This window comes from Streptomyces hiroshimensis (genome assembly GCF_014650335.1).
Lineage (GTDB): Bacteria > Actinomycetota > Actinomycetes > Streptomycetales > Streptomycetaceae > Streptomyces > Streptomyces hiroshimensis.
On the sequence record NZ_BMUT01000002.1, the window covers coordinates 700,219 to 712,697 of the forward strand.

7 protein-coding genes are annotated in these 12,479 nt (G+C 72.3%); 3 read left to right on the forward strand and 4 right to left on the reverse strand.

Features of this window, described 5'->3' with window-relative positions:
* The first annotated feature begins 332 nt into the window (after positions 1-332).
* Both IE241_RS08540 and glnA2 read left to right on the forward strand, forming a co-directional pair.
* The gene (locus IE241_RS08540) at positions 333-1,685 is read left to right on the forward strand and encodes a cytochrome P450 (RefSeq protein ID WP_190020989.1); all 1,353 of its coding nucleotides are present in this window, start codon (positions 333-335) and stop codon (positions 1,683-1,685) included.
* Between the two features lie 232 nt (positions 1,686-1,917).
* Positions 1,918-3,279 (forward strand): gamma-glutamylpolyamine synthetase GlnA2, encoded by a 1,362-nt coding sequence (glnA2, locus tag IE241_RS08545; RefSeq protein ID WP_058044708.1) that lies wholly within the window; start codon positions 1,918-1,920, stop codon positions 3,277-3,279.
* A 62-nt stretch (positions 3,280-3,341) separates the two neighbouring features.
* On the opposite strand, the gene IE241_RS08550 is transcribed toward glnA2, so the two are convergent.
* Positions 3,342-5,540, reverse strand: a complete 2,199-nt coding sequence (locus IE241_RS08550; protein WP_190020990.1) for a hypothetical protein — start codon at positions 5,538-5,540, stop codon at positions 3,342-3,344.
* A gap of 189 nt (positions 5,541-5,729) precedes the next feature.
* On the opposite strand from IE241_RS08550, the gene IE241_RS08555 reads away from it, so the two are divergent.
* On the forward strand, positions 5,730-8,795 hold the full coding sequence (locus IE241_RS08555) for a bifunctional [glutamine synthetase] adenylyltransferase/[glutamine synthetase]-adenylyl-L-tyrosine phosphorylase (RefSeq protein ID WP_190020991.1): 3,066 nt from the start codon (positions 5,730-5,732) through the stop codon (positions 8,793-8,795).
* A gap of 46 nt (positions 8,796-8,841) precedes the next feature.
* On the opposite strand, the gene IE241_RS08560 is transcribed toward IE241_RS08555, so the two are convergent.
* Genes IE241_RS08560 through IE241_RS08570 form a run of 3 tightly spaced genes read right to left on the reverse strand, consistent with a single transcriptional unit; the run spans position 8,842 to position 12,436 of the window.
* Positions 8,842-9,690, reverse strand: coding sequence for a phosphatase PAP2 family protein (locus IE241_RS08560; protein WP_190020992.1), 849 nt, complete (start codon positions 9,688-9,690; stop codon positions 8,842-8,844).
* A gap of 36 nt (positions 9,691-9,726) precedes the next feature.
* On the reverse strand, positions 9,727-10,779 hold the full coding sequence (locus IE241_RS08565) for a LacI family DNA-binding transcriptional regulator (RefSeq protein WP_190020993.1): 1,053 nt from the start codon (positions 10,777-10,779) through the stop codon (positions 9,727-9,729).
* A gap of 25 nt (positions 10,780-10,804) precedes the next feature.
* On the reverse strand, positions 10,805-12,436 hold the full coding sequence (locus IE241_RS08570; RefSeq protein WP_190020994.1) for a glycoside hydrolase family 13 protein: 1,632 nt from the start codon (positions 12,434-12,436) through the stop codon (positions 10,805-10,807).
* Positions 12,437-12,479 lie beyond the last annotated feature (43 nt).

Below are 12,479 nucleotides of genomic sequence, written 5' to 3' on the forward strand. Positions count from 1 at the left end.
GGTTTCGGGAAGGGGCGGGGCTGGGGCATTTCCCTCCGCCGCAGCGGTGAGCAACCAACCGCGGCGCATCCCGGCGGTGCCGGACCCGCCCGGACCCGCCCGGACCCGCCCGGACCCGCCCGGACCCGCCGGGACCCACCTGGCCCCCCGCCCCCGTACGGCACCCCCCGCCGGCAGGCGTAAGCGCACGGAACCGGCCCCTCCAACCCGCGTTCACGCGCCCCCCGCCCCGCGTTCGGATCCCGTCAAACCGGAGAATCCCGGGGTTTTGGCCCCCATGGCGGCGGAAAACCTCGTGGCGCGTTCGGTACGCCGCCGACTGAAGGGTCGCCATGCCCGCCACGTACGTGTCCGGAACCGCTCCCGGGGCCCTGCCGCTCGTAGGCCATGCCTGGCCGCTGATGCGCAGGCCCCTCGACTTCCTCCGTTCCCTGCCCGCACACGGCGACCTGGTGGAGATCCGCCTGGGTTCCGTCCCGGCCTACGTCCCCTGCCATCCCGGGCTCCTGCGGCAAGTGCTCTTCGACGACCGGACCTTCGACAAGGGAGGACCGTTCTTCACCCGGCTCCGCGACATCGTCGGCAACGGCCTGGGCAGCTGCGAGCACCGTGACCACCGCCGGCAGCGGCGCCTGGTCCAGCCGTCCTTCCACCGCGCCCGCCTGGAGGGTTACGCGGCGGTGATGGCGGACGAGGCGGCCCGGCTCTCCGCCTCCTGGCACGACGGCCTGGTCGTCGACGTCTTCCCCGCCATGTTCGGGCTCACCCTGCGCACCGTCACCCGCACCCTCTTCTCGGCCCACCTCGCCGAGGACGACGTGGCCCGCCTGCAGGACTCCTTCGGCATCGCGCTCAGCGGCCTCTTCCGGCGGATGTTCGTCCCTGCGCCGGTGCAGCGCCTGCCCCTGCCCGCCAACCGCCGCTACGAGAGGGCCCTCGCCGGCCTGCACGACACGGTGGACCGCCTCGTCGCCGCGTACCGGCGCGGCGGGCAGGACCACGGCGACCTGCTGTCCACCCTGATCGCCGCCCGGGAGGACGACGGCCGCGGGGGACTGACCGACGCCGAGGTCCACGACCAGGTGATGACGATGGTCTTCGGCGGATCGGAGACCATGGCCGCGACCCTGACCTGGTCGCTGTACGCACTGGCCCGGCACCCGGAGGCGGCCCGCGACCTGCACGCCGAACTCGACGCCGTCCTGGGCGGGCGGGCCGTGACCCCCGCCGACCTCCCGCACCTGCCCCGCACCGGGCAGACCGTCACCGAATCGCTGCGCCTTTACCCGCCCGCATGGCTGTTCACCCGCGTCACCACGGCCCCGGTGGAGATGGCCGGCCGCCGGCTGCCGTCCGGCACCACGATGGTCGTCAGCCCCCCGGTCGTCCACCACAGCCCCGCCGTGCACCTGCGCCCGGGCGAGTTCCGCCCCGCCCGCTGGGCCGCGGAGCAGCCCGGCCGGCCGCCCCGCGAAGGCTTCGCGATCTTCGGCGCCGGCGCGCGCAAGTGCATCGGCGACGTCTACGCCATGACCGAGGCCACCCTCGCCCTGGCCACCCTCTGCCACCGCTGGCGGATGGACTTCGCGCCCGGAGCGGACACCCGTCCGCCCGCCCTGGCCACCGTGCACTACCCCCGCCGGCTGCTGATGCGGCTCTCCGAGCGCAGGCGGGCCGCGGCCTGACGGGAGAGCGGCGGGCCCGACGGGGGAGCGAGGAGCCCGGCGGGAGAGCGAGGGGCGGCCCGGCCGTGCAGGGCGGGCAGGTCAGCAGGCAATATGGGGGGTGGGGAGTCCGGACGTCGCATTCGGACTCGACGATGCAACGCACCCGACATCATGTGGTGGGATGCTCTATGCCCCCGGACGTGCCCCGCGGCTAGGGAAGGGGCGGCCTGACCAGCGAGGATGGGTAGCTATGGATAAGCAGCAGGAGTTCGTGCTCCGCACTCTGGAAGAGCGCGACATCCGCTTCGTGCGGCTGTGGTTCACCGATGTGCTGGGCTATCTGAAGTCCGTGGCCGTCGCTCCCGCCGAGCTTGAACAGGCCTTCGACGAGGGCATCGGCTTCGACGGCTCCGCGATCGAGGGCTTCGCGCGGGTCTACGAGTCCGACATGATCGCCAAGCCGGATCCGGGCACCTTCCAGATCCTGCCCTGGCGCGCGGAGGCCCCGGGCACCGCCCGGATGTTCTGCGACATCCTCATGCCCGACGGCTCGCCCTCCTACGCGGACCCGCGCTACGTCCTCAAGCGCATCCTGGCCAAGACCTCCGACCTCGGCTTCACCTTCTACACCCACCCCGAGATCGAGTTCTTCCTGCTCAAGGACAAGCCGGTGGACGGCACCCGCCCGGTGCCCGCCGACTCCTCCGGCTACTTCGACCACACCCCGCAGAACGTGGGCATGGACTTCCGCCGCCAGGCCATCACCATGCTCGAATCCATGGGCATCTCGGTCGAGTTCAGCCACCACGAGGGCGCCCCGGGCCAGCAGGAGATCGACCTGCGCTACGCCGACGCGCTCTCCACCGCCGACAACATCATGACCTTCCGGCTCGTGATGAAGCAGGTGGCGCTGGAGCAGGGTGTCCAGGCCACGTTCATGCCCAAGCCGTTCTCCGAGTACCCCGGCTCCGGCATGCACACCCACCTCTCCCTCTTCGAGGGCGACCGCAACGCCTTCTACGAGTCCGGCGCCGAGTACCAGCTCTCCAAGGTCGGCCGCTCCTTCATCGCCGGCCTGCTCCGGCACGCCGCCGAGACCTCCGCCGTCACCAACCAGTGGGTCAACTCCTACAAGCGGATCTGGGGCGGCTCCCAGCGCACCGCCGGCGCCGGCGGCGAGGCCCCCTCGTACATCTGCTGGGGCCACAACAACCGCTCCGCGCTCATCCGCGTCCCCATGTACAAGCCCGGCAAGACGGGGTCGACGCGCGTCGAGGTCCGCTCCATCGACTCCGGCGCCAACCCCTACCTGACCTACGCGGTCCTGCTGGCCGCCGGCCTCAAGGGCATCGAGGAGGGCTACGAGCTCCCGGCCGGCGCCGACGACGACGTGTGGGCCCTGTCCGACTCCGAGCGCCGCGCCATGGGCATCGAGCCCCTGCCGCAGAACCTCGGCGAGGCCATCGAGCTGATGGAGCGCAGCGAGCTGGTCGCCGAGACCCTCGGCGAGCACGTCTTCGACTTCTTCCTGCGCAACAAGAAGCAGGAGTGGGAGGAGTACCGCTCGGAGGTCACGGCGTTCGAGCTGCGCAAGATGCTGCCGGTGCTCTGACGCGGAGACGGGCGGCCCCGGGCCGCCCGCCCCGCCCTGCCCCGCCGCGTTCGCCGCCGGCGCTAGCGCGGGCTGCCGCCGGACCTGCGGTCCTTGGCGTAGCCGAGCAGCCGCTGCGCGATCTCCGCGGCGGCCGGGGTCTTCTCCAGGTCGCGCAGCTGGGACCGGGAGATGTTGAGCCGGGAGAACTCGCCGAAGTCCAGCAGGTACATGCTCTTGGTGGACAGGGACACGCACCCGATGTGCTGCAGGAAGTCCAGGACGTACCGGGCCCGCTGGTTGGTGCCGATCACCAGGTTGTCCATCATGGGCTGGTAGACGGCGGCCTCGCCGTTCTTGGCGTCCTTGAACCGCAGGACGATCCGGCGGAACTCCAGGTACAGCTGGTCGGTCTCCCAGGAGTCGTTGTCCTCGGTCCGCACCTCGACCTTCCGCTGGTACTTCGACCAGGGGTAGGCCAGCTCGTCACTCATGATGATCAGGTCGTCGGCGTCCGCCTGCACCTTGACGTGGTCGCTCACCAGCGCGCTGACGCGGAGGGTGACGGGCACCTCCTCCTCCCCGGGGAAGACGCGTACGTCGCTCGACGCGACCATCAGCTCCCCGCAGGAGACGGAGACGTGGGCGCCGAACTTGAAGGACCGCTGGTCGCCGCCGAGGATGACTTCCGGGACGTCCCAGATGTTCGCCCGGCTCAGCTCCCGGGGGAAGGTGACGCTCTTGGTGCCGGGGTGCGAGGCGAAGGCCAGCGGGCCGAGGATCACCTTGACGTCGGCACCGTCGGCATCGTTGGTCCCCTCAGTCCCGTCGGCCCGGGAGACGGCGAAGGTGGCCAGCAGGCGGTCGCCCTCCCTGCCGACCGCGACGACGAGGTCGTCCTTGGCCTCGCACATGGACTTGAACGACTCGTAGAGGGCGCCGATCTCCTCGGAGTGACAGGACGAGACGGCGGCCCCGGCGGCCCGGCCCAGGCTGTACGAGAAGTAGCCGTACATGGGCGAGTGCTTCCAGGCCGAGCTGAGGATCTGGGTCCGGATGGTCTGTGCGGCCGCACCGGAGGTGATGGGGCTGTTCAGGGACCGGGCCGTCACATAGTCCCGGAAGATCACGTTGAACCAGGCGTCGTTGCGCAGGAACGGGTGGTTGATCAGCTGCGCCTCGACGGACTCCTCGTAGGCGTCACGCATCCCCACCGGCAGGACGGCGGGCACCTCCAGCGGCAGGGCGAAGCCCTCGACGTAGTCGAGCAGGCGTGCGCACTGCTCCTCGGGGGAGTAGAGGTTGGGCAGCAGCGCCTCGCTGCCGTGCTGCCGGAAGCCGGGCGTCTCCTTGAACTGGGCGACGAATTTGCCCTGTTCCCGGTGGAGGAGCTTGTCGATGACCTCGGCCACGATGTTCCAGTGCGCGAAGTCGTCCCCCACCGAGCTGGAGAGGTCCTTGGTGACCGTGGCGAAGTTGTCCACGGCCAGGTATTCGGCGACGACGTCGAGCACCGGGGCGTACCCCAGGAGATCGCGGACCGCGGCGTTCTCCCAGAGCTTCCCGGTCGGGTCGACGGCGGAGGCGAGCGTGGCGAAGAGCCGGTCCCGGGCCTCCTCGTAGGGCCGGATGTGCTTGTGGTGGGTGAATTCCTTGCCGAGCTTCCCGAACACCTGGCAGATGCGCCGGTCGAGGTAACTCTTGGCCTGGTCCTCGGTGAAGGGCTGGATCTCGTAATGGAGGTAGGGGAGCTTGTTCTCCGCGAACGTCTCCCGCAGGCCGCGGGAGCTCTCGGCCCGGGAGAACACGACGAACGAGGGGCCGCCGGTGACCTCGGCCGCCCGTTGGGTGAGGTCCAGGATGAAGGCCCGGAAGTTGGCCTGGCCCGACCTGACCTCCGCCTCGTCGAGCGCGTCGATGATCAGTGTCGCCTCGCCCGCCGTCACGGCGTCGAAGAAGTCGGCGGCCTCACGCATCCCCAGGGCGTCGCTGACCCGGCCGGACAGCGTCCCGCTGCCCACCTGCAGTGCCGCGAGGTCCTGGATCGGCGCGCGCAGGACATGGCTCATGTACTGCGCCGCCGTGCTCTTCCCCACTGCGGCGGGAGCCGTGATGAGGAGCACCGAAGGTTCAAGGGCTCCGCGCGGTTCGATCAGCCGGACCTCGGGAATCTCGTAGTCGGGGTTCTCCGTGCGGACCTCGCGTAATCCGGCGTCGGTGCGCTTGAGCCCGCACCACTGGGACTGCGTGCCGAGATAGGAACAGAGATCCGACAGGAGCATGACGAGCGCCCTTCCGCAGGGGTGATCTGTGTGCGGATATGGACAGCACTCCGGAGGCGGGCAGGGGCCGGGAAAGCGATATGAGCGTTTGATCCGGTGCGGCCGGTCCCGGCCCGGCCGGGCGCCCGCCTGCCGCAGGTCCTAAGCTCTGCAGAGGGCCGGTCGGCATAGGGGACAGGAGGCGGTGGCATGTCCGCACCGCAGGGGCGCCGCAGCAGCGGGTACACCCGGCTGCTGAAGTTCGGCTTCACCGACCCGGCGGCCGCCGAGCGGCGGCTGGAGACTCCGGCGCTCGCGGCGAGACGCACCGACCCCGTCCTGCTCGACGCCCTCGGCGCCACCGCCGATCCCGACCTCGCGCTGCACGGCCTCCTGCGGCTCGCCGAGGCGCTGGACGCCCGGGACGGCGGCGACCGGCAGGCCCTGATGGACACGCTCGTCACCGCCAAGCCGCTGCGCGACCGGCTGCTCGGCGTGCTCGGCGCCTCCGAGGCGCTCGGCGACCACCTCGCCCGCCACCCCGGCGACTGGCACGCGCTCGTCGCCTACGAGGCGGCCGACCTCAACCCCGGCGTCCCCGAGTTCGAGAAGGCGCTCGCCGACGGCGTGCACGGCGGGCGGGAGGCCGGGCTGGGCGCGGCCGACGCCCTGCGCGCCGCCTACCGCCGCTGCCTGCTGACCATCGCCGCGCGGGACGTGTGCGGCACCACCGACGTGGCCCAGACCGCCGCCGAGCTCGCCGACCTGGCCACCGCCACCCTGCGCGCCGCCCTCGCCATCGCCGCCGAGGAGCAGCCCGAGGACGAGGCGGCCTGCAAGCTCGCGGTCATCGGCATGGGCAAGTGCGGGGGCGGCGAGCTCAATTACGTCTCGGACGTGGACGTCGTCTTCGTGGCGGAGGCGAAGGACGGGACGGGCGAGGGCCCCGCCCTGCAGGCCGCCACGCGGCTGGCCTCCCGGATGATGCGCGTCTGCTCCGACGTCACGCCCGAGGGCACCATCTGGCCCGTGGACGCCAACCTGCGGCCGGAGGGCCGCAACGGCCCCCTCGTGCGCACCCTCTCCAGCCACCTCGCCTACTACCAACGCTGGGCCAAGACCTGGGAGTTCCAGGCCCTGCTCAAGGCCCGCCCGGTCGCCGGGGACCTCGCCCTGGGCCGGGCCTACGTGGACGCCGTCTCCCCCCTGGTGTGGCAGGCCGCCGAGCGCGAGAACTTCGTGCCCGACGTGCAGCAGATGCGCCGCCGCGTCATCGCCTCCATCCCGGCCGGCCAGGTCGACCGCGAGCTCAAGCTGGGCCCGGGCGGCCTGCGCGACGTCGAGTTCGCCGTGCAGCTGCTGCAGCTCGTCCACGGCCGCGGCGATGCCACGCTGCGCGCCTCCGGCACCCTCGACGCCCTGACGAACCTGGCCGCAGGCGGCTACGTGGGCCGCTCCGACGCCGCCGCGCTCGACGCCGCCTACCGCTTCCTGCGCACCATGGAACACCACATCCAGCTCCACCGCCTGCGCCGCACCCACCTGATGCCGGAGGCGGAGGCCGACCAGCGGCGCCTCGGCCGCTCCCTGGCCCGCGTCCTGCAGTGGCCGCCCGGTACGGAGCCGGTCGACGGGCTCGGCCGCGAGTGGAAGCGGCACGCGCGCGAGGTGCGCCGCCTGCACGAGAAGCTCTTCTACCGGCCGCTGCTGGACGCCGTCGCCCAGCTGGAGCCGGGCGAGATCCGGCTCAGCGCGAAAGAGGCCGGAAACCGCCTGCAGGCCCTCGGCTACGCCGACCCCGCCGCCGCCCTGCGCCACCTGGAGGCGCTCGCCTCGGGCGTCTCCCGCAAGGCCGCCATCCAGCGCACCCTGCTGCCCGTCCTGCTCGGCTGGTTCGCCGACTCCGCCGACCCCGACGCCGGCCTGCTCAACTTCCACAAGGTCTCCGACGCCCTCGGCCGCACCCCCTGGTACCTGCGGCTGCTGCGCGACGAGGGCGCCGCCGCCGAGAACCTCGCGCGCGTGCTCTCCGCCGGCCGCCTCGCCCCCGACCTGCTGCTGCGCGCCCCCGAGGCCGTGGCCCTGCTCGGCGACCCCGAGGGGCTGCGCCCGCGCGACCGGGAGGCCCTCGAACAGGAGACGCTGGCGGCGGTCAACCGCTCCGAGGGCGCCGAGGCCGCGATCGTCGCCGTCCGCGGCGTCCGCCGCCGCGAGCTGTTCCGTACCGCCGCGGCGGACATCATCGGGGCGTACGGGCGCAACGGCTCCCAGGCCGCCCGGGAGGAGGCCGCCGCCGCGCGCGACCCCCACGTGCGCGTGGACGCCGCCGGCGACGCCGTCTCCGACCTCAACGCCGCGGCCGTCGCGGGCGCCCTGCGCGCCGCCGTGCGCGCCGAGTGGGGCGACACCCTGCCCACGCGCTTCGCCGTCATCGGCATGGGCCGCTTCGGCGGCCACGAGCAGGGCTACGGCTCCGACGCCGACGTGCTCTTCGTGCACGAGCCGCGCGAAGGCGTCTCCGACGAGGACGCGGCCAAGGCGGCCGCCGCCGTCGCGGGCGAGATGCGACGCCTCCTCCAACTTCCCACGACCGATCCGCCCCTGCACATCGACGCCGACCTGCGGCCCGAGGGCAAGTCGGGCCCCATCGTGCGCAGCCTCGCCTCGTACGCCGCCTACTACCGGCGCTGGTCGCTGGTGTGGGAGAGCCAGGCGCTGCTGCGCGCCAAGCCGGTCGCGGGCGACGCCGAGCTGGGGCGGCGGTTCATCGACCTGATCGACCCGCTGCGCTATCCCGCCGAGGGCCTCGGCGAGGACGCCGTGCGCGAGATCCGGCGGCTCAAGGCGCGCATGGAGAGCGAGCGCCTGCCGCGCGGCGCGGACCCGGCGACCCACACCAAGCTCGGGCGCGGCGGACTGTCGGACGTGGAGTGGACCGTACAGCTGCTGCAGCTGCGGCACGCCTGGGCGGAGCCCGGGCTGCGCACGACCCGTACCCGCGAGGCGCTCGCCGCGGCCTGTGCCGCCGGGCTGCTGAGCGCGGAGGCCGCGGCCATACTGGACGATGCGTGGGTTCTCGCGACGAGCGTGCGCAATGCGGTCATGCTCGTGCGCGGCCGGTCCGGGGACACCTTCCCCACGGAGCCGCGCGAGCTCGCGGCCGTGGGCCGCTACCTCGGCTACGAGCCGGGCCACGTGGGGGACATGCTCGACGACTACCGGCGGACGACGCGGCGGGCCCGCGCCGTCGTGGACGAGCTGTTCTACGGGGCGTGAGCCGGGACGGGAATCGGGGCTTGAGCCGCGGCCGGAGCCGCGCTCGCTACGCCACGTGCCGGGCGAGCCGGCCCGGCGTCGCCCCGAACCACACGAAGGAGGCGGCGAAGCCGAACGAGAGGCAGAGCAGGCCCCCCACGGCATCGAGCCAGAAGTGGTTGGCCGTCGCCACGATGACCATCAGCGTGGCGACGGGATAGAGCAGGCCGAGGACCTTCGCCCACACCGGGCGCGCCACCATCGCGACGACGACGCCGCACCAGGTGGACCAGCCGATGTGCATCGACGGCATCGCCGCGTACTGGTTGGACATGTCGGCCAGGTTGCCGGAGGCCATCGAGCCCCAGGTGTGGTGCACCACGACGGTGTCGATGAAGTGCTCGCCGGACATCAGGCGGGGCGGCGCGAGGGGGAAGAGGTAATAACCGAGCAACGCCACGGCCGTGGTGGCGAAGAGGGCCAGCCGGGCGGCGGAATAGCGGCCGGGATGCCATCGGTAGAGCCACACCAGCACACCGATCGTCAGGACGAAATGCAAGGTGGCGTAGTAGTAGTTCATGCCCACGACCAGCCACGTCACCGAATTCACGGCGTGGTTGACGGAGTTCTCCACGGCGATGTGCAAGGTGTGCTCCGCCCGCCATATCCAGTCGGCGTTGCGGAGGGCGGCCGCCCGCTGCTCGGGAACGGCGTTGCGCACCAGGGAGTACGTCCAGTAACTCACCGCGATCAGCAGCACCTCGAACCACAGACGCGGCCTGCGCGGAGACCTGAGCCTCCGCAGGCCGGTCCGCTGCCGGGTGGCACGATCCGCCGGCGGCCGGTCCGCTCGCTCCTCGGTGGGTGGCGGGGCGGCCGTCCGGCCTTCCAGTGTCCTTGCCGTCGCTTCACCCATAGGGAAACAGTCTGCCAGAAACCGGCCTGCGGCAGATCATCCCCAAGTCTGGTCTTCGCCCGCTTTCGGCCGGGATTCCGGCACCGATGCGGTTGAACCACGAACCACCAGTTCGGGCAGGAAGACGAACTCGCTGTGCGGCGCCGGGGTGCCGCCGATCTCCTCCAGCAGGGCGCGCACGGCGGCCTGACCCATCGACTGCACCGGCTGCCGGATCGTGGTCAGCGGCGGGTCCGTGAAGGCGATGAGCGGCGAGTCGTCGAAGCCGACGACCGAGACGTCGCGCGGGACCTCCAGGCCGTGCCGGCGGGCCGCCCGGATCACGCCCAGCGCCATCATGTCGCTCGCGCACACCACGGCCGTGCAGCCCCGCTCGATGAGCGCCGATGCCGCCGCCTGGCCGCCCTCCAGCGTGAACAGCGAGTGCTGCACCAGCTGCTCGGCCTCGGCCTCCGCCATGCCCAGCTCCTCGCGCATGCTGCGCAGGAAGCCCTCGATCTTGCGCTGCACCGGCACGTACCGCCGCGGGCCCAGCGCCAGGCCGATCCTCCGGTGCCCCAGTGCGGCCAGATGGGTGACGGCCAGCCGTACCGCCGCCCGGTCGTCCGGCGAGACGAAAGGCGCCCGCACCTTCGACGAGAAGCCGTTGATCAGCACGAACGGCACGCCCTGGGCCCGCAGCCGCTCGTAGCGCCCCATGTCCGCCGAGGTGTCGGCGTGCAGCCCGGAGACGAAGATGATGCCGGAGACCCCGCGGTCGACGAGCATCTCCGTGAGCTCGTCCTCCGTGGAGCCGCCGGGCGTCTGCGTGGCCAGCACCGGGGTGTAGCCCTGGCGCGTCAGGGCCTGGCCTATCACCTGGGCGAAGGCCGGGAATATGGGGTTGTCCAGCTCGGGCGTGATCAGCCCGACCAGGCCCGCGCTGCGCTGCCGCAGCCGCACGGGGCGCTCGTAGCCCAGGACGTCGAGCGCGGCCAGCACGGACTCGCGGGTGGAGGCGGCGACCCCCGGCTTCCCGTTGAGTACCCGGCTGACGGTTGCTTCGCTGACACCCGCTTGGGCTGCGATATCGGCCAGCCGTGCGGTCACAGGACTGGACCTTACCGGTCGCATTTCAGACTGCCCACCAAACACATGAATCAGAGGGGATACGGACCGTACCACCGGTGAATTCCAAGGCGGCCGTGGCCAGCACCGGGCGGCCCGGCACCGGCATCCCGACCTCCTCCTCGCGCGTGTTGAGCGTGCACACCAGGCCCTGCCGGGCGAAGGCCAGCACGCCCTCGGGCGCCTCCAGCCACGTCATCCCGCCGTCGCCCAGCCCCGCCAGCTCGTGGCGCAGGGCGAGCGCCGAGCGGTAGAGCTCCAGCGTCGAGCGCGGATCGCCGGACTGCGCCGCCACCGACAGCTCCGCCCACTGCTCGGGCTGCGGCAGCCAGCTGCCGCCCGGCCCGAAGCCGTACGGGGCCTCCTCGCCCGACCACGGGATCGGCACCCGGCAGCCGTCGCGCGTGCCGTCCTGCCCGTCGCCGCGGAAGAACGCCGGGTCCTGGCGTACCTCGTCCGGCAGGTCCACGACCTCCGGCAGGCCCAGCTCCTCGCCCTGGTAGACGTACGCCGAGCCGGGCAGCGCCAGCATCAGCAGCGCCGCCGCCCGGGCCCGCGCCAGCCCCCGCCCGCCGCCGCCGTAGCGCGTGGTGTGCCGCACCACGTCGTGGTTGGAGAGCACCCAGGTCGTGGGCGCGCCCACCGACAGGGTCGCCTCCAGCGACTCGTCGATCACCGTGCGCATCGCGCCGGCGTCCCAGTCGCACGTCAGGAACTGGAAGTTGAACGCCTGGTGCAGCTCGTCCGGGCGCACGTAGAGCGCGAGCCGCTCCGAGGTCGGCGCCCACGCCTCCGCAACGCCCACCCGCTCGCCCGGGTAGGAGTCCAGCAGCCGCCGCCAGGCGCGGTGGATCTCGTGCACCCCGTCCTGGTCGAAGAACGGCAGCACCTGCGCGCCGATGAGCTTCGCCTGCTCGCTCAGCCCGATGTCCGGCAGGCCCTCCGCCTTGACCATGCCGTGCGCCACGTCGATACGGAAGCCGTCCACGCCCAGGTCCAGCCAGAACCGCAGCACGGACTCGAACTCCTCGCGGACCTCCTGGTTCTCCCAGTTGAGGTCCGGCTGCTCCGGCGCGAACAGGTGCAGGTACCACTCGCCGGGCGTGCCGTCCGCGCGCGCCGTGCGCGTCCACGCCGGGCCGCCGAAGACCGACTCCCAGTCGTTCGGCGGCAGTTCCCCGGCATCGCCGCGGCCCGGACGGAAGTGGTAGCGCTCCCGGGCCGGACCGCCCTCCGCGTCGGCTAGGGCCGCACGGAACCAGGCGTGCTGGTCGGAGGTGTGGTTGGGCACGATGTCGACGATCACCCGCAGGCCCAGCCGGTGCGCCTCCCGCACCAGGTCGTCCGCGTCGGACAGCTCCCCGAACAGCGGGTCCACGGCCCGGTAGTCCGCGACGTCGTAGCCGCCGTCCGCCTGCGGCGAGGCGTAGAACGGCGTGAGCCACACCGCGTCCACGCCCAGCTCGGCCAGGTACGGCAGGCGGTCGCGGATCCCGCGCAGGTCGCCGATGCCGTCGCCGTCGCTGTCGGCGAACGAGCGCACGTACACCTGGTAGATGACGGCGCTGCGCCACCAGCCGCCCGTTTCGGACGGGGAGGCGGCGGCCGGGCGGACGGAGGGCGCGAGGTCCTGGGTCATGTACGTCCTATCGAATCGGTTGCGGAGGCGGGAAGCAGTGGAT

What these genes read in the sequence shown, in the direction of transcription:
- IE241_RS08540 (WP_190020989.1), top strand. Translation starts at nt 333, where the DNA reads ATGCCCGCCACGTACGTGTCCGGAACCGCTCCCGGGGCCCTGCCGCTC.
- glnA2 (WP_058044708.1), top strand. Translation starts at nt 1,918, where the DNA reads ATGGATAAGCAGCAGGAGTTCGTGCTCCGCACTCTGGAAGAGCGCGAC.
- IE241_RS08550 (WP_190020990.1), bottom strand. Translation starts at nt 5,540, where the DNA reads ATGCTCCTGTCGGATCTCTGTTCCTATCTCGGCACGCAGTCCCAGTGG.
- IE241_RS08555 (WP_190020991.1), top strand. Translation starts at nt 5,730, where the DNA reads ATGTCCGCACCGCAGGGGCGCCGCAGCAGCGGGTACACCCGGCTGCTG.
- IE241_RS08560 (WP_190020992.1), bottom strand. Translation starts at nt 9,690, where the DNA reads ATGGGTGAAGCGACGGCAAGGACACTGGAAGGCCGGACGGCCGCCCCG.
- IE241_RS08570 (WP_190020994.1), bottom strand. Translation starts at nt 12,436, where the DNA reads ATGACCCAGGACCTCGCGCCCTCCGTCCGCCCGGCCGCCGCCTCCCCG.